Raw genomic sequence first — 20,046 nt, forward strand, 5'->3', positions numbered from 1 at the left:
TTGCCGATAAATATCGCAATACTGTATGATTCTGCCATTCCGAATTTGACTTAAATTCCCCGGAAGTTTACAAAAGATACTGCCTTCCCCAGCTCCGACTTGCGTCTTTTCCGTTTTCGTCCAGGCTTCCATTTTACCCTGCGGAAAAATGGCGGGGGTTGACCAGGTCAAACTCGCGCATTACCGACTTTTAAAAGATTTGCAGGCATCTGTAAGTGGAGTTTCGCATGTTCTCTTTTGTCGCCCGCCAGGCGATTTTTGATGCAAATATGAACACAGTCGGTTACGAGTTGTTGTTCAGAGACAGTATGACAAACCGGTTTCCCGACGTAACGCCGGAGTACGCGACTGCTCAAATTATTGTGGAACAATTTCTCGGCGCGCCGCTGGGCCGTCTGAAAGAGTACAGCGCTATTTTCGTCAACTTCCCCTATGAATTGCTGGTGCAGGGCATGGCGGAAACGTTGCCGAAAGATAGAGTGATTGTGGAAATTCTCGAAACGGCCAAACCGACGCCGCTGCTGCTGCATACAGTAAAACAGCTCTCTGCGCATGGCTTTCGCATTGCGCTGGACGACTTCGAACTTGGCGATGGCTGGAATGCCTTTCTCCCCTATATCAACATCATTAAATTCGATGTGCGGATAAACACGCCGGAAGAAATAAGCGGCTATATCAAAGACAAAGGCGCCTTACTAAAAGATACGGTGTTTCTGGCGGAAAAAGTCGAAACGCAGGAAGAGTATGAGTGTTTTAAAAATATAGGCTGCACGCTGTTTCAGGGCCATTTTTTCAGCAGACCGGTGATCCACTCCGGCAACAAGCTGATTCAAAACCAGGCCATCACCCTGAAACTGATGAAAGAGGTGAATACCGATTCGCCGGATTTCAGCAAGATCGAGGCGCTATTGAAGCAGGATCTGGCGCTGTCGTTCAAAATCATGCGTTATGCGCAAAATATTGTCTTTAACGCCCGCGGCATTAAACATATCCGCAGCCAGTCGTTAAAAGACATTATTTTCTATCTTGGTACCAATGAGTTGCGCCGCTTCGTGCTGGTCTCCTGCCTGACATCGGTCAATAAAGACGAGACTGATGATATTTATCGCCAGAGCCTGATTCGCGCCAAGTTTTGCGAACTGGCATCGGCGCACTCGATTAGCCGCCACTCCGCAGACGACGCGTTTATCGTCGGCCTCTTCTCACAGCTCGACAGCATTTTCGAAATGCCGATGGCGGATCTGATAAGCCAGATCGATATCTCCGCCAACGTCATGCTGGCGCTGCGGGAAAAAAAAGGCACGTTGTACCCTTACCTGCGCCTGATCGAACTCTACGAACAGCACCAGTGGGAAGAGGTCAGCGCCCTTGGTCACCGTCTGGGTTTCAATCGCAGCATGATTGCGGAACTGATTAAAGCGGCAACCAAATGGACCGACGATATTCCTTCTGACAGCCTCTGAGGCCAGAGCAGTACAGAGACGACAGTTTTTTACACCACGATTTAAGTTTTTCCCTCCGGTGGTCGCCTTTTCAGAGAAGACGGAAAAGAGGCACTTTGCGCTTTTCATCCTCTTCCCTGAACATCTGGATTGAAACGATGGAAAAACTCACTGTTTATGGCTATCGCCTGGGTAAAAATAGCGAAATCGAATTTGTACCTTTTAAAAAAAGCCTTATCCGCTATGGTTCTGCGGAAAGTAATGTCAGTTTACGGCTAACAATGGCTAATTTGCTGACCTACCTGTTAAGTCATGCAGTTGGCACCGTGGTGGCGGATAAAGCATTACAGATCCAGGTATGGGAAAACCACGGCCTGCGCTGCTCCAGCCAGCGTTTGTGGCAGGTGATGAATAACCTGAAGCGCAAGCTGGAGCAGTTTGATTTACCGGAAGATTTTATAGTGCGGGTGGCGGGAAAAGGTTACATGATCCCTGATGAGATGGTGCTTAAACTTTATTGTCGGGAAGGTTTTTTCAAAACGGATGGCGACGCACGGCTTCAATAAATAAATGGAAGGCATTACTGTGCTGTTGCCGGTTCGGGTAATAGAGAAAATAACCGGGGAAAACCGGGCACCACTCCTCTAACACTTGTACCAGCTCGCCGGATGCCAGCGCATCGTTAACAAGATCCTCAGGCACATAAGCCAGACCAAGCCCGGCACTCGCCGCTTCAACGCACTGCCTCACAGTATTGACAATAAATCGCCCTTTCACTTTAACTTTAATTTCCTGCCCGGCCCTGGCAAATTCCCAGCAATAAATACCTCCGCTCGTCGAGAGTCGAAAATTAATACACTCATGCTGATGTAAATCATCCGGTGTTACAGGCGCGGAATGGCGTGAAAAATAGTCTGCAGAGCCGACCACCTTCATACGAAAATCGGGGCTGATGCGTACCGCAACCATATCTTTTTCAATGAATTCTCCTAACCTGACGCCAGCATCAAAACGTTCAGCGACAATATTATTAAAACCATTGTCGATAAAAAGTTCGACATTAATTTTTGGCCAGGCCGCGAGGAATTCTTTTACCTTTGGCCATAAATAAGCATCCGCAGCATGTTCGCTGGTGGCAATGCGGATATTTCCCACCGGCGAACTGTTATTACTTGCCAGATCGTTGAGCTTTTCATCAATTTCCCCCAGACGTGGAACAAGGATATTCAGTAACTGTTCGCCAGCATCCGTTGGCGCGACATTGCGCGTGGTGCGGATCAGCAATTTCACCCCCAGACGCTCCTCCAGCGTTTTCACCGAATGACTTAATGTCGATTGGGTAACGCCAAGTCTTGCCGCCGCTTTCGTAAAACTGCACTCACGAGCCACTTCAATAAACGATAACAGATTGACAATATTCTCTCGTAGCATTGATTTTATGCACTATTCCCAACGTTAATTTTTATGTGCAGAAATCCTTTTCAGGCAACTCCCGGCGTCAGCATACGCTGATATTTCGACAAGGGATTTAACACTTCAAGCTATTATTCTTACTAATTGAAATATTGCATGCACACCTAACAGAAATGTCATCAGGCTGTCAGCCTGCTGTTAGAGTTCGTTTTTTTACGTCTATTATTTCGCCGCTGCTTTTATCTATGAATATCGCTCATAAACACAAGCCACATTAATAATAGGTTTATACTTTTCTCGCCACCGGCCTCTTTCAGATTGATAGGGTGGCGCGGTAAAACGCAGCTCCGCTGGTGCGGCGTCATCGGGCTTATTCAATGCGCGGAGTAACGCAGCGTGTCAATTAAACGCGCAAAGGCGGCGGTATGTTGTTTTCGGCTCGGATAATAGAGAAAGTAGCCGGGAAAAGGTTCGCACCATTCATCGAGCACAGTCTCAAGCGTTCCCTGCGCCACCGCATCGGCCACGCAATCTTCCGGCACGAACGCCAGTCCCATTCCGCTGGTTGCCGCATTAATACGCGAAGCCAGATTATTGAAGGTTAATTGCCCTTCGACCCGTACGCGAATCTCCTGTCCGTCTTTAGAAAATTCCCACGCGTATAATCCGCCGAGCGTCGGCAAGCGCATATTAATACAGTTGTGGCTCTGTAAATCATGTGGCGTTTGCGGTTTACCGTAACGCGCAAAATAAGCCGGAGAACCCACCACAACCATGCGCCAGTCGGGGCCAATACGCACCGCAACCATATCTCTGGCAACCTGCTCGCCAAGGCGGATACCGGCATCATAGCGCCCGGCGACAATATCGGTCAGGGTATTATCAATGGTTAATTCAACGTGAACATCGGGGTAGGTTTCGAGAAACGGCTGCAGCGCGGGCCACACGGTGGAATGCAAAGCGTGTTCACCAAGATTGATGCGAATATTCCCCGCCACGCGATCGCGCATATCGGTCAGTGCAATCAGCTCTTCCTCAATCTCTTTAAAACGTGGGCCAATACTATTAATTAATGACTCACCCGCGTCGGTTGGTGCGACGCTGCGGGTAGTACGCGTTAATAAGCGAATTTGCAGTCTCTCTTCCAGCCCGCGAATAGCATGACTAAGCGCCGATTGCGATACGCCTAATTTTGCTGCCGCACGGGTAAAACTCCGTTCCCGCGCTACCACAATTAAATAGAACAGATCGTTAAAATTATCTTTTAGCATTTCTGCTCCTTTGTCAGATTATGTCATTGCGGGTTATGCTACACTCTGCCTGCCATTAAATATATGTTCATAATTCACGAATCGTGCGGCAAAATGGCTCCAATTGCGAAGCAGGTCACTTGTTTTCATGTTATAGACATCCTCTGAAAACACCTTTAATGAATTTACTTCATAACCTCAAGTAATAATCACCCCTTAATCAGTGCTCATCCAGACGGTAATATCACGGTCGTTATGGCAGTAATATCCCCCACAAAACTGACGAGGTTTTTATGCAACGTTTCACTTTTATCATGGCCACCCTGTTTATTTTAGGCACAACACAACAGGCATTTTCCGCTGAACAAATTAGCGACAGCACAGGTAAACAAAGAATTGGCGTGGTCTCTGTCAGCAATGCGCTGACGCTGGATGAACTGGTGAATCAGCTTGCCGAAAAAGCCGATCGGCAGGGTGCGAGCGCTTTTCGGGTATTATCGACGACCGGCAATAATAAGCTACACGGTGATGCCGAAATTTATAAATAACGGCACGACAATCCCCACAGCTCATTCACCGAAGACGTCTGGAATTTTAATCAACCGGGATTGTGGTTGACAAAAAATCAAGGTTACTAAAAAGGATGCTTCAGTGGTCAAACTCGAACATATCATTGATGAATTACTCATCTGGATTGACAGCAACATTCATAAGCCGCTGAAAATAGAAGATGTGGCACAGCGTTCCGGCTATTCAAAGTGGCATCTGCAACGCGTTTTCTATCAGGTGAAGAATACCAACCTGGCGAATTATATTCGCGACAGAAAACTGGAAATGGCAGCACGAGATTTAATCCAGAGTGACGAAAGCATACTCTCAATTTCGTGGAAATATGGCTTCGACTCGCAACAGTCGTTCACCCGTAGTTTTGCAAAAAAATACCGTTTACCACCCTCCCGCTTTCGGCGTTTAAACGGCAAGACAGAAACCTCCCACGCACCAGTTTGATTCTGCCTGCCCTTTGCTTTCGAGGACTCTTTGATGTCGATTTTTTCATCAGCCGCCCCATTTTTGCCTGGGTGCCGGCGATTATTGTGATGCCTGCGGGCATCGCATTGGCGTCGGCAACACCGCTGTCGGTTCGTCGTCAGCGATGTGCGCATGGTTTGATCCCAACAAACTCACCCCGGCGGAAGAGTTCACCAATATTCTGCTGAAAGTGAACCGCGATGGCTCACAGGGGGTTGCAGGATGTCGCTCGCATCGAACGCAGTGGTGAAAATCCACGGCAACCCCGTCAGCGCCGGTAATTCAACCGGAGAGTGGCGTGAAGACGATGGACACACGCGAAGCCACGATAAGGACGACGAGTCATTTCAAGCCAGAGGCCGGAATTTCCGGCCTTTTTTATTTTCCGCTATTTTAATTTATATTAATTATATTTACCCATGCAGCAGCGGCAGATATTTAAAAATCAAATATCCGCTATTAGCGGCAAACCAAAATAGCCACCTGATCAACCCTGCAAATTTAAAAGCACATATTGCCAATAAAACTCCCGGGGAATACCCCGGGGATATTAAAAAATAAGCAATAGACAACTAAAAAAATGCAATGAGGTTAATAAAACGCTGTTAACTTACCCCACTTACGGCGCAAAAATATTATCGATATGTGCGATAAAAAATAGTTCAACCGAATCAATGTAAATATTTATCAATCTGTGCTAAAAACAATTTACATATTTACAGACACGGATCCCCGGTGATAAACAGTGTGGTACAACCTGAATTAACCATGAATCATTTTCATAAATGGTGGCGGATTCTTGTTGCTATTAAAAAACAGTGGCAATTTCTAAGGGTTTATTTATATGAAAATTTCTCAACTGAGTCTTTTAGTCTCTGCTGCAGTGCTGTGCTCTTCTGTACAGGCTGCGGAAATCTATAATAAAGACGGTAATAAGTTAGACTTATATGGTTTGATTTCAGCAGAACATTATTTTTCTGATAATAGCGGCTGGAATGGCGACCAGACTTATATGCGTCTTGGCTTCCGTGGTGAAACACAAATCAACGACCAACTGACGGGTTACGGCCAGTGGCAGATGCATATCGATGCCAATAAATCCGAAGGCGATACCAATACACCGCGTACTCGTTATGGTTTTGCTGGTTTAAAATTCGCCAATTATGGCTCACTGGATTACGGTCGTAATAAAGGCGTTTTGTATGACTCACTCGGTTATACCGATATGCAGCCTGAGTTCGATGGCATGACCTACGGTTCCGATCAGTTTATGTTCAGCCGTGGTAATGGCATGCTGACTTACCGCAATACTGATTTCTTCGGCCTGGTCGATGGTCTGAATTTCTCCCTGCAATATCAGGGTAAAAATGACGGCGCGGGTGAATCTGGAGCCGGTCGTAATGTGCTGCGCCAGAATGGCGACGGCTACGGTATGTCGCTGGAATATAACATTGGCGCAGGCGTAAGCGTTGTCGGCGCGATGAGTTCTGCCGATCGTACTAATGCACAGAATGATACAGCCAATATTTATGGCAGCGGCAAACGCGCAGAAGCCTATTCCGGCGCAATCAAATATGACGCCAATAATATTTATCTGGCAGCCATGTTTACTCAGGCTTATAACGCTTCACGCTTTGGTAGCTCATCCAGCGATACGCAGACTTTCGGTTATGCTAACGAATCGCAGATTTTTGAAGCCTATGCCAGCTATCAGTTCGACTTTGGCTTACAGCCGTTCGTTGCGTATAACGCGCTGAAAGGCAAAAAAATCGGCAGCAATACCAGCGGTGTTAGCTACGGTGATGAAGATATCGAAAAATATGTTGACCTGGGTGCAACTTACTATTTCAACAAAAACTTCAATATGTTCGTCGATTATAAAATTAACCTGATCGATGACGATAAATTCACCGATGCGGCTGGCATCAATACCGATGACGTTGTCGCTGTAGGTATGGTTTATCAGTTCTGATTATGTACAGAGGCGGCGCTCGCCGCCTCTTCTTTTCCCCGCTGATTTTGTATTCTTCCCTATGCGTAACCTCTTTTTATTAAAAGAATTGTTGAGTTTTGTTATCTGACAAGTTCGTAATTTTCAGGTCAGAATCCTGTCAGCCTCGCCGCGTAAAATAGCAGCTGTAAAGACGATTTATTTACTTCTGTATAGTATGAGGTGGTTAAGATGAAAAAGGTTACAGCAGCGCTTTTCGCAACGAGTCTGGTTATTTTCTCTACGGCAACCTGGGCAGCAACTCAAGTGACCTCGGCTGCCGGAATGCAGCCGATTGGCAGCGTCTCCGTTTCCGGTGCCGATACCTTAAGCGACCTGCAACACCAGTTGAATCAGAAAGCAACGCAAGAGGGTGCCAGCAGCTTTAAAATCGTTTCTGCCGGTGGCGATGATAAATATTACGGCGTTGCGACGCTGTATAAATAAGCCGCAGGCCGGATATCCGGCAACCGGTGAATGAAAAAAGGGGGGCCAGCCGTGCCCCCCTTCTCTTTTCGCATCCTGAAAAGCCGTTATACGATTCGCTTGCCTGCGGCATCCACAACCTGCTCGCCATCTTCTTTCGTGAATGCCCCTTTTTGCTGACCGGGCAGAATATCCAGCACCACTTCCGAAGGACGACACAGCCGCGTCCCCAATGGCGTCACCACAATCGGGCGATTAATCAGGATCGGATACTGCAGCATAAAATCGATCAACTGCGGATCGGTGAATGTCTCCTCCGCCAGCCCCAACTGCTCGTAAGGCGCGACGTTTTTACGCAGCAGCGCCCGCACCGAAATGCCCATATCCGCAATCAGCTTATTCAGTTCATCGCGCGACGGCGGCGTCTCAAGATAGAGAATAATGGTCGGCTCTTCGCCGCTGTTGCGGATCATCGCCAGCGTATTGCGTGACGTGCCGCATTCCGGGTTGTGATAAATAGTGATGTTGCTCATAGCAGTGTCCCGTTACGGATGAATAGAGAGGCGTAGCGCCAGCGCCACCAGCGTGACAAACAGCACCGGCAGCGTCATGACCACACCGGTACGAAAGTAGTAACCCCAGCTTACGCGTACATTTTTTTGTGCCAGCACATGCAACCACAGCAGCGTCGCCAGGCTACCAATCGGCGTGATTTTTGGCCCAAGATCGCAGCCAATCACGTTGGCATAAACCATCGCTTCTTTCATTACGCCGGTTGCCGAACTGCCATCAATGGCCAGCGCGCCCACCAGCACCGTCGGCATATTATTCATCACCGAAGAGAGGAACGCTGTGATGAATCCCGTTCCCAGAGTGGTCGCCCATAATCCTTTATCGGCCAGCATATTCAGAATGTCGGTGAGATACGCGGTTAATCCGGCGTTGCGCAAGCCATAGACGACGAGGTACATCCCCAACGAAAAAATCACGATTTGCCACGGGGCGCCGCGCAGCACTTTACCGGTATTGATGGCATGACCTTTTTTCGCCATCGCCAACAGAATCAGCGCGCCAACTGCCGCAATGGCGCTGACCGGAATACCCAGCGGCTCCAGCACAAAAAAACCGACCAGCAACAGCAGCAGAACAACCCAACCGGCGCGGAATGTTGCACGATCCTTAATCGCCAGCGCTGGCTCCCGCAGTTTTTCCATGTCATACACCGGCGGGATATCCCGGCGAAAGAAGAGATGCAGCATGATTAGCGTCGCGATAATCGCCGCGATGTCCACCGGTACCATCACCGAGGCATATTCCCTGAACCCGAGCCGGAAGAAGTCGGCCGAGACGATATTGACCAGATTCGAGACAATCAGCGGCAGACTGGCGGTATCCGCAATGAACCCCGCCGCCATCACAAAGGCCAGCGTGGCACGTTTGCTGAACCCCAGCGCCAGCAGCATGGCAATAACAATCGGCGTCAGGATCAGCGCCGCGCCATCGTTGGCGAACAATGCTGCCACCGCAGCACCAAGCAATACAATATAAGTGAACAGGAGCCGACCGCGCCCGTTTCCCCAGCGGGCAACATGCAGCGCCGCCCATTCGAAAAAGCCGGATTCATCCAGCAACAGACTGATAATAATGACCGCAATAAAGGTGGCCGTCGCATTCCACACAATATTCCACACCACCGGGATATCGCTGAGGTGAATCACCCCGCAGACCATTGCCAGCCCGGCGCCGATCACCGCGCTCCAGCCAATACTCAACCCCTTCGGCTGCCAGATAACCAGCACCAGAGTGAACAAAAAAATTGCCCCTGCCAGTAACATCACTTACTCCATCACATCTGAATTTATGAATATGTTTGAGGCGTTAACAGCTGCCGGACGCGGCGGTTTTTAGCCTTTCGCGCGTCTCTTCGCGCAGGCAGTTCCAGCTGGTATCAATGACGTCAGCGGCCCAGGCCGGAATATGCGGAGAGAGACGATAATGAACCCATTTCCCCTCACGCCGGTCGATAACCAGGTTGTATTCACGCAGGATCGCCATATGGCGGGAAATTTTGGGCTGCGATTCTCCCGTCGCCGCACAGAGATTGCAGACGCAGAGTTCTCCGGATTCGCGGAGCAGCATCACAATTGACAGGCGGGTTTCATCGGAGAGCGTTTTGAAAAGCTGAACCGGATGTAGCATGCTGAGTCTCGATGGCGTTCATTTACACATATGGTAAATCATATATGTAATGATTTAAAGCGGCACATTGAGGTAATGAGTCTGGCGTGGAACGAAGCGTTTCGCTTCTGAGTAACATCGTCGCGTGGAATACGGCGGGATCTTCCCCGCCGCTTCAGCATAAGGTATTTGCCCTTAGCGCTTTTCCGCCTCGCGGCTGGCCGCTTCGCGCTTCAGCGCCAGGGTAAAGCCGAAGGTATTGATCCCGTTTGCGCTGGTGGCAAACACATCGCCCTGATGCATGTTCGCTACCGCGCGGACAATTGACAGCCCCAGCCCGTGGTGCGTATCGCTGCGGGTGCGGGAGGCATCCACACGATAGAAACGTTCAAACAGCCGCGCAAGGTGGCTTTGCGCGATCTCCTCGCCGTTATTCGACACCGCGACATGCGCCAGTTCACCGACGTTTTGCAGCCGCACAATGATTGTGCTGTCCTGCGGCGCATGGCGGGCGCTGTTTTCCAGCAAATTCGCCAGCGAACGATGGAACAGACGGCGGTCAATGGATGCCGTGACATCTCCCTCGACCTGCACCTGGAGATTCTTCTCGGCAAACGAAGGCTCGACATACTCAAACGTTTTGTAAGCCTCTTCGCGCAGAGAAACCGTGGTGAGCTGGGTGGCGTGTTCGCCCGCCTGGGCATGGGATAAAAACAGCATATCGTTGACGATGGAGGTCATGCGCTCCAGCTCTTCGAGGTTGGACTCCAGCAGATCCTGTAACTCTTCTATGGAGCGTTGACGTGACAAGCCAAGCTGCGTCTGGCCAATCAGGTTGGTTAGCGGAGTACGCAGTTCGTGCGCCACATCGGCATTAAAGCTCTCCAGTTGGCGCCAGGCGATCTCCTGGCGCTCCAGCGCGCCATTAAACGAGACCGCCAGCGTTTGCAACTCGTCCGGTAAAGTATGCGCCTGCAGACGCTGACCATGATTACCCGGCGCAAGCTGGTGTGCCTGCTCGCTTAATGTATTCACCGGACGCATACCGAAACGGGCGATCAAATAACCCAGCAGCGCAATCAGGAAGACACCGATACAGCTGACCAGCACCAGTGCACAGGTAAATTCATACAACGTGCCCATATAAGGCGTGGAATCTATCGCCACCACATAGCGCATCGCCGGGCGTTCGCCGCTCGCCGGGATTTCGCGGGAGTAGAGGAACAGCAGGCAGGATGCTTCCGTTTCGCCTGGCGCGGTGCTGAACCCGTTTTTCAGCGAAGCCCACTCCACGCCTTTCGGCGGCGGACCGCCCATATCAAAGCGGGGATCATCGGCCACTAGCCAGTACTTCACGCGCCCGCCCTCATAGGAGGAGAGCGTATTAAATTTGGTGGTCAGGGATTTCCAGCCGTCGATGGACTGACGGTTTTCCACCCACGGCGCCATCAACGATTCGCGGAATAATAATTCGTTATGCATCTGGCTTTGCAGCGACTCATACAACGAGCTTCTGAGCACAACGCCAAAGGTGACGACGACAAACACATACGCCACGGCGAACATCAGCGCCATGCGTCCGGCAATCGAGTGTTTACACAAAGAGAGCGCGTTCAACTGGCTTTACTCTCCTGGCGGGTTTCCAGCACATACCCCATACCGCGCACCGTATGCAGCAGCTTAACGGGATAAGGATTATCAACTTTGGCGCGCAGGCGTTTAATCGCCACTTCAACCACGTTGGCATCGCTGTCAAAGTTCATATCCCAGACCTGTTCGGCGATCATCATTTTTGACAAGATTTCGCCCTGATGACGCGCCAGCAGGCTCAGCAGCGCGTACTCTTTCGCCGTCAGTTCAAGGCGGTCGCCGCCGCGCGTTACGCGCCGCGCCAGCAGATCGAGGTGCAGATCGTGGATATGCAACTGAGTGATGTCCGCGCCGTCGCCTGGTCTGCGGCGCAGCAACGCCTGAATGCGCGCCACCAGCTCGATCAGCGAAAAGGGTTTTGGCAGATAATCATCCGCGCCGTGGCGCAGCCCTTTTACCCGCTCCTCAACCGAGCCGCGCGCCGAGAGCATCAGCACTGGCGTCTGTTTGCAGGCGCGCAGCCGCTCAAGAATCTGGTAACCGTCCATGCCGGGCAACATGATATCCAGCACAATCGCGTCGTACTCGTATTCCAGCGCCAGGTGCAGCCCTTCGACACCATTATCAACGACATCGAGAGTGAAACCCTGTTCGCTCAGCGCACGATTAATATATGACGAGGTCTTTTCCTCGTCTTCGATGAGTAACAGCTTCAAAGGGGCGACTCCTTCAACGTTCCGGCACCTGCCGCAAACATATTCATAGCCGCAATGTTACCGCTGTTGGGCTGACATTTAGCTGACATTTTTTCACCGTTTTAGCGACAAAATGCAACCTGATGATTAACCACGTATCGTGGCGTCAATTCTGCGCTAGCGCTAGCTTTGATGGTACCGACGCCATACGCCCGGCGGCATATGGTATTTACGGGCAAAGGTGCGGGTGAAGGTTTGCTGTGAGTCATAACCATAACGCGTGGAAATGGTGATGATCGAATCTTCCGTCGTCAGCAGCGCCTCGGCAGCGCTTTCCAGCTTCTTATTACGGATATAAATCCCTAACGGCACCTGCATCACTTCCTGAAAAAGACGCTGTAAATGCCATTTTGAATAACCGGCCCGCGTGGCGACATCGCGAATTCTGAGCGGACGGTCGAGGTTTTCATCGATCCACTGCTGGATCTCATGTACCACCATCTGTTGCATACCCATCGTGAAAGCCTCCTTCTTAAGGAGCTCTCACCTTAACGCAGGGATACTGACTCAAAAGTGACGCGAAAATGATAATCCTGTCAGTTTTGTTACCCCTGCCGGGTAGCTTTTACGTCAGCTATCTTAGCAACACCACCACAGTCGCTGACTTATGCCAGCAACTGGATTGGTTCAATCTTGCTACATCGTCGTAACGCGTATGATTTGATCTTGAGAGAGCAGATACTGCTTTTTTATTTATCCGATTCAAGATAATCAGTCAGGAAAGCCTGGGCATTTCCTTCGGAGGAGTATGCTTTGCTGTAATATATTGGTATCGCTTTATTTTCGCCCGGCAGATTCAGCTCCCCCCACCCATTACTATTAAAAAACAAGACGGTAAATTTTTTCCCATCAACCAATGTGTAAACATATTTTTTCGTACCCACATCATCCACGTTCATTAAATGAATTTTTTTATTCCATGGATGATCAATATCCGTCATCTGCACAATCATTTTTTTCTCGTCAGGTTTACCATAACGCAGTGTCCATACAATGGTGCCTTCCGCCCCTTCATAAGCCTTGACCCTTTCAGCCACTTCCGGTCGCACTACCTGATTTACAGTCGCCGTTCCCTCAGAGTGAACCAATCCTGGCATCGTAATAGCTACAGAGACGGCAATGGATAATAAAATTTTTTTCATCGATAACCTCAAACCTGACATTGTTAACATCAACCAAAAACAAATAATGTATTACCACTAAACCTTAACCTTATTTTTATGCAACGAAAATTAGCATTCATTGTCTGCATGATAAAATAAAGTTTGCACACTACTTGATCTAATCAAATATCCTTTCCGGGAAACCCTCAGGATAAACTCATCACTGACACCTGATTTACTAACGTTATATTTGAGATCATTTATAACCTGCCAAACCCGCTGAACTGACGCGCGAAGGCCGTTTCGCTCCCAGACATCACTCATAAGCATGTCATCAGAAACAACGTTGTTAACCCCATGACACAAAAGGTATTCCAGTAAGTACGACTGGGTTTTTCTCAGAGAAATATATTTCGCCGTTCCATAAAGGCAGATGAGTCTTTTTGTTCTACAGTCATAAATCACACTCTTTTCGATAAGGAAGCCCATGACTGAAAGCGCTTTATTTTCCTCGTCTGGCATACCCCTCCTTAGCGTTTACACAGATGTCTGTACCGCACAATTTTATTGTCAAAATGACAAAACAACACGCTGTAAGTTATTCGCATAATAAATAACATTTATTTCTTGCATGTAAATATCATTAATATTCACAAGGCAGCAATTCCTGGTTAACTGCCGAAAGATAAAAACATGTTTAGTTCATTAAGACAATAACAAACCTTCAGTAATAATAACTAAAAATAATCCACTTTAGCCAGAGGATTGAACCAAACAAAAAACCGTCTCCACAGTTAAAAGACAAGTAAAAATTACGCATCATTAACATTCAGACCATTTACCTTATTAAAATAAAAGTATTACCCCCAATGTTTATAAAATAAAAATATCAATTTCCAGAATTTTTCCGGGGTAAATAACACCTTCATCGAATCTACTGCAAAAAATAACGATATCCGGCCAATTGTTCTGATCGCTCGCACTGACTGAAATCACAGAATTGACCGCCGCTGGCGGCATAATCCGCCCATTCACGATGGTTTAATGATTAAGCGATACGCGTGCTGTCCGTCCGGATTACATCAATGAGAAAGGCAGATCACTATCGGGACATCCTTGTCCCTCGCTCTGCGACACCGTTGTCTGGTTCATGTATCATGGCATCGCGTTTGTTCAGAAGCGTCAGGTATTCACCAGCACACCGGAGGCAAGCTGCGCCGAACTTTCCCGCCGGGCATGCTCGGTGCGAAAAACGCTCATCAACGCCACCAGATTCCGTGACTGATCGCGCAGATGATCGACCGCCGAACTGGAGGCGCCCACCAGCGCGGCATTCTGCTGCGTTACCTGATCGAGCTGGGCAATAGCATCATTCACCTGCGCAACGCCCAACTCCTGCTCCTGAGTGGTCATACCGATTTCGTTAATCATTTCCGCGACATGGTGCGACTGCTTAACCAGCTCGCCGATGGTAGAACCGGCATTGTTGACAAGCGTAGCGCCGTTATCCACACAATCAATACTGGCCTGAATCAGCCCTTTGATCTCTTTCGCCGCCGTGGCGGAGCGCTGCGCCAGTGAACGCACCTCTCCTGCGACCACGGCAAAGCCTCGCCCATGCTCACCGGCACGTGCCGCTTCCACCGCCGCATTGAGCGCCAGGATATTGGTCTGGAAAGTGATGCCGTCGATAACGGTAATGATCTCGCCGATTTTGCGCGCGCTCTGGCTGATCTCATCCATGGTGCGCACAATGTTGTCGATCGCTTCCCCGCCTTTGGCGGCAATGTCGCTGGCGGCGGTGGCCTGCTGGTTGGTGACGCGTACCGTGTCGGCATTCTGGCGAATGGTCTGGCCGATTTGCTCCATTGACGCCGCCGTCTGTTGCAGGCTGGCTGCCTGCTGTTCCGTGCGCTGGCTAAGATCCATACTGCCCGCCGCCACGCCGCTGGCCCCTGCCGAGATCGATTCGCTGCTCTCACGAACCTGCGCCACAATGCGATTGAGGCTTTGACGCATCGCCTCCATCCCGGCCAGCAGGCTGTGGCGATCGCCTGCCGCCAGCGTCACCGGCATTGCCAGATTGCCCTCAGCGATATCGTGTACCACTCGCAACGCATAAGCGGGTTCACCGCCCAGCTGCCGCTTGATAAGCCGCGTGGCAAACCAGGCGATCAACACGCCAAACAGCGTTGCCGCTGCGGCCAGCATCAGCAACAGATCGCCAGACGCTCGCGCACTGCCGGTGCTCTCCGCCGCTGCCGCGGTCGTGCTGGCCTGCTGGCGCTGGATCATCACAGTGATTTCATTAAACAGTTGTGCCTGAACCGGTTGCAGTTTATCCACCGCCATCGACTGGGAGTCGAGCATCTGGCCATTTTTCGCCATGCTCACCGTCTGGCGCACAACCGCGACGTATTGCGCCTGCGTCTGTTTAAAACGATCCAACATCTGCTGGACATCGCTGCCCTGAATATTCTGCTGTAACTGTTTAACCAGCGTGTCGATACGCTGGATTGCCGCTTCGGTGACCTTCTCTTCGGCCTCCTGTTTATCGGCGTCATCCTGAAACACCATAATAAAGGTCGCTTTGGTAGCGTTATTTAACGTGTCCTTTAACTCCTGCATCGCCAGCAGGTTAGTCAGGTGATATTTTTCATAATATTCAATGTGTTTGCTGGTGCTAAGTAATTGTGTCCGTCCAAAAATCGCCACCAGGAAACTGATCACAATAATGGCGGCAAAACCGGTGCCTAAAAGCGCACCAAGAGAGAAGGGTTTGATGACTCGCATAGTATCCCTCGTAGTGTTTCAACGAATTCCACAAGCTGTGTAATGGGTGCGATTTCACTATACGAAGGCTATAACCTTACGGAAAATATGAAATTACGATGGGATCGCCGGAGGGCAGCAGCGTCTTATCAGACCTACAGGCGGGGTATATTGCCGGTTTAATCGCAGGGCTGATGTCGCGCTGGCAATAAAAGGCAGAGGTCGAACGGCCCAATAATAAAGGAGAAGCCGGATGCGCCGCCGCTGCCCACAGTGACACGCGGTTCGGGCATTTGTTGCTGAAATGCTGGCTCCTTATTACTGATTAACGGTTCACATCGCCCTTGAGGGATTCGCTGCAGTGCCAGGCTGTAAGGCGCAGTGCAGTTAATGATGATTTTGCCGGCAGTACTGCGATCGCGTACTGACGGCCTTTTTCATGTGGAATAACGATCGATGCAATCGGCTTCACTACTGAACCTTGTCAGCATCAAGGCCAGCGTTTTCGGAGTACTAAACAGACGGGCAAAACTAAAGCGCTGGTCGATATTATCCATTATGCCCGAAACTGATTGGCTGCATTGGCGGCTAGCGCCGAAGCAGGGAGACATCCTGGCTCCCTTTTTTCTCAGTCAACAACGATGCGGTCTTAATTTACCTCAATTCGACGGCGTGGTGGTGGTGGTGGTACTGGTTGACGTGTTACTGCCGTTGTCACCGCCCATTGCCAGCAATGCCAACCCGGTGACGGCAGCAACGCCCGCGACACCAACCCACGCCGAATTTCCAATGGCACTGTCTGAAGCGTCACTTCCTGCGGCAGAGCCTTCTGCTACCGGTGCTGCGTGTGCTAATCCAGAAATAATAAAACTAACGACCAAAATAATGCGATGTAAATGCGTCATAAACCAACCCTCATATTTTATTGGGACCTTTCGCACTTTAAATCGCCATCACAAAATAAGATCGCAAATTAAGACATTCCTCGACAATATGGAAACAATTGGGAGATTCCTCAGTTCTATTTAATTATCTAAACGAAGCGGCAACAGCTTGCATAAAACAAAAATAAGAATATCCTCAGTTAACAACTTTTTAGCAATATGATACAGATCAAACTAGAAAGAGAAGAAGGATCAAAAGCAGAAACCATTTTTTACCCGCCAATGTTTTTACACACAGTTTCATACGAACCGGGAGGATGTTAACATGGGAAGAAATATAGATATCGTATTGTTCAAAATTAATTGCTCTTATACCAAAAAAGGTATAATTCAATTAGTAAAAGAAATCAGAAATTGCAGTGAAATACACATTGCCATTAACTTTAGTGCGCCTTTTTCCAACCGAGGGATGCTGGTTGTGACTAAAGGTCATTTTTCTCCCTTTACCCTGGTACATACACCTATAATTGTGATTCCCGATAAAATACAAGTGGATGTTTTATTGGATATTTTAACTGAATTTATAAATGGACGCGTCAGTAGCCATGTAAAAACCATTCGACTGGGCCGTCGAGAAATCGCAATATTGAAGGGCATGATCTTCGAGAAGAGCGATGATGAAATATCTAACCTACTGAGTATTAACAAAAAAACCGTCTCATCTCATAAGGATAACATTAAGAAGAAAATATCAGCCAACTCCAGGATTGATATTTTTTACGCCTTCAGTATTTTTCCATTCAAAGATTGTGGACTGGCCGAAAATGAGGAAGAAATAATGCCATTCCCCCAGCAAAAAACGCCAAATCGTAGAGTGGTGGCCTACGGCTGATTATCACTACAGGTTGAAATAAAAACCTGATGTTCACAACGTAAACCATAATAATTCAGTATTGCGATATATCCTCTGTACCTGTTTACGTTCGAAACAGACAGCGTAAAAATATAATAGCAGCAGGACTATCGTCGGTAATATTTTTTGGTGTTGCCGACGTTTCTGGAACGAACCACTTTTAAATGCTTATAGAATGAAAAAATGATTATAACCAGTAGCACACCAATCACAGTCAGTTCGATGATGATCATTTTGTGTACTCGCGTAGAGAGGATGCTTTATTTACTGATGAACAGCGTCACACGTCAATAGCTGATACCGAAAATAAGACTGGCCTCACCACAAAAATTATTTTGAAAAGACTTATTCATTTAAAAACAAGAGAAAATTACCATGCCTACTAACCTTTGTAGTATGACTGCCTTGCGCCACTATTATCTGCGTATTTTACGCCGTTATTCCTCGCTCAATGCGGTCGAAGAAATTTATGAACTCAGGAGCCAAAAGCTAACCGGAATTGAGCTGGAAGCGCTGATCAGTGCCAGCGATCATCGCCGCGCCGAACTTGTTCACCACTGCCGCTGGCTGAAAGTTCCGGCCAGCGCATGGCGCAATGTGTAGGTTGCTGAGCGTCATTTATTCACCTTGGTTATACGAAAAGAGTCTTGTATCAGTGGTAAATATTCTTTGTCGCCTGCCGATAGCTTAAAAGCCTTTTGTGACATTGACGTTGAGCAGGACAAAAAATGAAAAGACATCCCCTTTCTTGCAGGGCGCTAAAGACGGCAGGTTATGACCCGAACTCCAGCGTGCTGGAGCTTGAGCACAGTAATGGCCGCGTTGAGCAGTATCTCGGCGTACCACCGAAGATCTGGCAGGGTTTTTTGATGAGCCAGCAGCAGGAAGCGTACTTCCGCGAAAATATTGCCAACAGCTACTTAAAAATCACCGTTGAACCGGCGAATCGCAGTCGCTTTTAGTCTGTAACACGGTCATTTTTAGTGTTTTTGTGTTAACGTTGTCTCCCCGCGCAGACGACGCGGTTTCCTGTTGACTAAGGCTTTTGACAACGTAAGAGGGTATATGAGAATTGGTATTGCCTTTCCGGTGCTGGTTTTTATTGTAGCGGTCGCTTTCCTTGCCTGGTTTATCCTCGGCGGCTACGCCAACCCAGGTTCCTGACGTCTTTTCCCCTCCGATTTATGCCGACGGCGCATTCGCGAATGCCGTATCCGCTTACAGAAAATAAGTAAAACCAATGGAATGAATGAGCCTGCCGTTCCGTTAGCGGGTGTAAACTACCGGGCAAGTACGTTTACCGGAGTGGTTCATGAATATCATTGAAATCATCATGTCGGCGGGCAAGGTTTCCGTGGATGTTGCACTGTATACCCTGCTGCCGATCATGGTGGTGATGCTCATCATAATGAAGTATCTGGAGGAAAAAGGGGTTCTGGATGGCATTGTTCGTCTCACCTCCCCGGTATTAAAACCTTTTGGGATCAGCGGAATGGGGATTTTCGCCCTGATTCAGCTTAATTTCGTCAGCTTTGCCGCACCGCTCGCCGCGCTGGCGATTATGGAGCGCCGCGGAACTTCCGATCGCCATCTTGCCGCCACGCTCGCCATGTTGTTCGCCATGGGGCAGGCGAATGTGTTTTACCCTCTGACTCCGTTCGGCCTGCACTGGGGCATAGCGATTGTGATTTCGATGATTGGTGGTCTTGCCGCCTCAACGCTGACCTGGTACGTCACGGGACGCAGGCTCTCTGCCGCCAGCCTGCGCGATGAAGAGGGTGAACTGAATAAAGATAAACCGCGCGCGAGTTTGATTTCGGTGATTAACGGCGCTGGCGCAGATGCGATTCGCCTGGCGCTGGGGTCGCTGCCGATGCTGTTGTTATCGCTGACGGTGGTGGGCTTACTGAAAGCGGCAGGCGTGGTAGAAGCGCTGACATCGCTGTTAACGCCGATGCTGGAATTCTTCCATATTTCCACAGTATATGTGCTGCTGACGCTGACTAAATGCCTGGCGGGCGGTACGGCCTATTTTGGCGTGGCCTCGGAGATGGCGCAGCACGGTCAACTGACGGCGCAGCAGATCAACGCCTCGGCGGGCTTCCTGGTGCAAACCCTCGATTTACCAGGAATTGGGATTTTCCTCGGTATCGCCAGCCGCTTTGTCCGCCTGTTCCGCTTTGTACTACCCGGCGCGATTGTCGGCATTCTGGTCCGCACGCTGTTACATGTGATGGTGTTTTAATGCGGGAAAAGCACAAGGGCACGATTCGTGCCCTGCTGAGTTTGTTGCTACGGTAA

25 protein-coding genes are annotated in these 20,046 nt (G+C 49.3%); 12 read left to right on the forward strand and 13 right to left on the reverse strand.

The window, feature by feature from the left end; all coding sequences use genetic code 11:
* Positions 1-227: 227 nt before the first annotated feature.
* The gene (locus tag Y71_RS19975) at positions 228-1,463 is read left to right on the forward strand and encodes an EAL and HDOD domain-containing protein (RefSeq protein WP_007373730.1); all 1,236 of its coding nucleotides are present in this window, start codon (positions 228-230) and stop codon (positions 1,461-1,463) included.
* Positions 1,464-1,600: 137 nt separating this feature from the next.
* Positions 1,601-2,008 carry a winged helix-turn-helix domain-containing protein gene (locus Y71_RS19980; RefSeq protein ID WP_035886088.1) on the forward strand — a complete coding sequence of 136 codons (408 nt, stop codon included), beginning with the start codon at positions 1,601-1,603 and terminating at the stop codon, positions 2,006-2,008.
* Here Y71_RS19980 and Y71_RS19985 read toward each other — a convergent pair.
* Complete coding sequence (locus tag Y71_RS19985) at positions 1,977-2,873, reverse strand: LysR family transcriptional regulator (protein ID WP_007373727.1); 897 nt, start codon at positions 2,871-2,873, stop codon at positions 1,977-1,979. The genes Y71_RS19980 and Y71_RS19985 overlap by 32 nt on opposite strands.
* 356 nt (positions 2,874-3,229) lie before the next feature.
* Complete coding sequence (locus Y71_RS19990) at positions 3,230-4,126, reverse strand: LysR family transcriptional regulator (protein ID WP_007373726.1); 897 nt, start codon at positions 4,124-4,126, stop codon at positions 3,230-3,232.
* 272 nt (positions 4,127-4,398) lie between these two features.
* Between Y71_RS19990 and Y71_RS19995 the strand changes: the two genes are divergently transcribed.
* From Y71_RS19995 to Y71_RS20015, 5 genes are all read left to right on the forward strand, one after another.
* Positions 4,399-4,653, forward strand: a complete 255-nt coding sequence (locus tag Y71_RS19995) for a YdgH/BhsA/McbA-like domain containing protein (protein WP_007373725.1) — start codon at positions 4,399-4,401, stop codon at positions 4,651-4,653.
* Between the two features lie 103 nt (positions 4,654-4,756).
* A complete protein-coding gene (locus Y71_RS20000; RefSeq protein ID WP_007373724.1) occupies positions 4,757-5,113 on the forward strand; it encodes a helix-turn-helix domain-containing protein in 357 nt (118 codons plus the stop codon).
* Between the two features lie 243 nt (positions 5,114-5,356).
* Positions 5,357-5,695: a hypothetical protein gene (locus Y71_RS20005; protein ID WP_007373722.1), complete on the forward strand. Its 339-nt coding sequence runs from the start codon at positions 5,357-5,359 to the stop codon at positions 5,693-5,695.
* A 283-nt stretch (positions 5,696-5,978) separates the two neighbouring features.
* Positions 5,979-7,106 carry a porin OmpC gene (gene ompC / locus Y71_RS20010; protein ID WP_007373721.1) on the forward strand — a complete coding sequence of 376 codons (1,128 nt, stop codon included), beginning with the start codon at positions 5,979-5,981 and terminating at the stop codon, positions 7,104-7,106.
* Between the two features lie 210 nt (positions 7,107-7,316).
* Complete coding sequence (locus Y71_RS20015; RefSeq protein WP_007373720.1) at positions 7,317-7,571, forward strand: YdgH/BhsA/McbA family protein; 255 nt, start codon at positions 7,317-7,319, stop codon at positions 7,569-7,571.
* Positions 7,572-7,657: 86 nt separating this feature from the next.
* On the opposite strand, the gene arsC is transcribed toward Y71_RS20015, so the two are convergent.
* The 11 genes from arsC to yjbE form a co-directional block, all read right to left on the reverse strand.
* Positions 7,658-8,083, reverse strand: coding sequence for a glutaredoxin-dependent arsenate reductase (gene arsC / locus Y71_RS20020; protein ID WP_007373719.1), 426 nt, complete (start codon positions 8,081-8,083; stop codon positions 7,658-7,660).
* Positions 8,084-8,095: 12 nt separating this feature from the next.
* Complete coding sequence (locus tag Y71_RS20025; RefSeq protein WP_007373718.1) at positions 8,096-9,385, reverse strand: arsenic transporter; 1,290 nt, start codon at positions 9,383-9,385, stop codon at positions 8,096-8,098.
* A gap of 43 nt (positions 9,386-9,428) precedes the next feature.
* A complete protein-coding gene (locus Y71_RS20030; RefSeq protein WP_007373717.1) occupies positions 9,429-9,749 on the reverse strand; it encodes a metalloregulator ArsR/SmtB family transcription factor in 321 nt (106 codons plus the stop codon).
* Between the two features lie 174 nt (positions 9,750-9,923).
* Positions 9,924-11,330, reverse strand: coding sequence for a heavy metal sensor histidine kinase (locus Y71_RS20035; RefSeq protein ID WP_007373716.1), 1,407 nt, complete (start codon positions 11,328-11,330; stop codon positions 9,924-9,926).
* A gap of 11 nt (positions 11,331-11,341) precedes the next feature.
* Positions 11,342-12,034 (reverse strand): heavy metal response regulator transcription factor, encoded by a 693-nt coding sequence (locus Y71_RS20040; RefSeq protein WP_007373715.1) that lies wholly within the window; start codon positions 12,032-12,034, stop codon positions 11,342-11,344.
* Positions 12,035-12,196: 162 nt separating this feature from the next.
* A complete protein-coding gene (locus Y71_RS20045; protein ID WP_007373714.1) occupies positions 12,197-12,529 on the reverse strand; it encodes a helix-turn-helix domain-containing protein in 333 nt (110 codons plus the stop codon).
* Positions 12,530-12,762: 233 nt separating this feature from the next.
* The gene (locus Y71_RS20050; RefSeq protein ID WP_083565976.1) at positions 12,763-13,215 is read right to left on the reverse strand and encodes a hypothetical protein; all 453 of its coding nucleotides are present in this window, start codon (positions 13,213-13,215) and stop codon (positions 12,763-12,765) included.
* A gap of 90 nt (positions 13,216-13,305) precedes the next feature.
* Complete coding sequence (locus tag Y71_RS20055) at positions 13,306-13,698, reverse strand: winged helix-turn-helix domain-containing protein (protein ID WP_050998944.1); 393 nt, start codon at positions 13,696-13,698, stop codon at positions 13,306-13,308.
* Between the two features lie 660 nt (positions 13,699-14,358).
* Positions 14,359-15,969 (reverse strand): methyl-accepting chemotaxis protein, encoded by a 1,611-nt coding sequence (locus Y71_RS20060; RefSeq protein WP_007373710.1) that lies wholly within the window; start codon positions 15,967-15,969, stop codon positions 14,359-14,361.
* Between the two features lie 304 nt (positions 15,970-16,273).
* Complete coding sequence (locus Y71_RS30435) at positions 16,274-16,420, reverse strand: hypothetical protein (RefSeq protein ID WP_007373708.1); 147 nt, start codon at positions 16,418-16,420, stop codon at positions 16,274-16,276.
* Between the two features lie 187 nt (positions 16,421-16,607).
* Positions 16,608-16,853 carry an exopolysaccharide production protein YjbE gene (gene yjbE / locus Y71_RS20065; protein WP_035943204.1) on the reverse strand — a complete coding sequence of 82 codons (246 nt, stop codon included), beginning with the start codon at positions 16,851-16,853 and terminating at the stop codon, positions 16,608-16,610.
* 304 nt (positions 16,854-17,157) lie between these two features.
* Between yjbE and Y71_RS20070 the strand changes: the two genes are divergently transcribed.
* The 5 genes from Y71_RS20070 (at position 17,158) to Y71_RS20085 (ending at position 19,990) form a co-directional block, all read left to right on the forward strand.
* Positions 17,158-17,724 (forward strand): LuxR C-terminal-related transcriptional regulator, encoded by a 567-nt coding sequence (locus Y71_RS20070; RefSeq protein WP_007373706.1) that lies wholly within the window; start codon positions 17,158-17,160, stop codon positions 17,722-17,724.
* Positions 17,725-18,120: 396 nt separating this feature from the next.
* The gene (locus Y71_RS20075; RefSeq protein ID WP_079518277.1) at positions 18,121-18,348 is read left to right on the forward strand and encodes an Hha/YmoA family nucleoid-associated regulatory protein; all 228 of its coding nucleotides are present in this window, start codon (positions 18,121-18,123) and stop codon (positions 18,346-18,348) included.
* 125 nt (positions 18,349-18,473) lie between these two features.
* Positions 18,474-18,707 (forward strand): KTSC domain-containing protein, encoded by a 234-nt coding sequence (locus Y71_RS20080; RefSeq protein WP_007373702.1) that lies wholly within the window; start codon positions 18,474-18,476, stop codon positions 18,705-18,707.
* Between the two features lie 103 nt (positions 18,708-18,810).
* Positions 18,811-18,909, forward strand: coding sequence for a YoaK family small membrane protein (locus Y71_RS30105; protein ID WP_035889721.1), 99 nt, complete (start codon positions 18,811-18,813; stop codon positions 18,907-18,909).
* 148 nt (positions 18,910-19,057) lie between these two features.
* The gene (locus Y71_RS20085) at positions 19,058-19,990 is read left to right on the forward strand and encodes a nucleoside recognition domain-containing protein (protein WP_007373700.1); all 933 of its coding nucleotides are present in this window, start codon (positions 19,058-19,060) and stop codon (positions 19,988-19,990) included.
* Positions 19,991-20,046 lie beyond the last annotated feature (56 nt).

Origin of the sequence: Kosakonia radicincitans DSM 16656 (assembly GCF_000280495.2) — a bacterium.
GTDB lineage: Bacteria > Pseudomonadota > Gammaproteobacteria > Enterobacterales > Enterobacteriaceae > Kosakonia > Kosakonia radicincitans.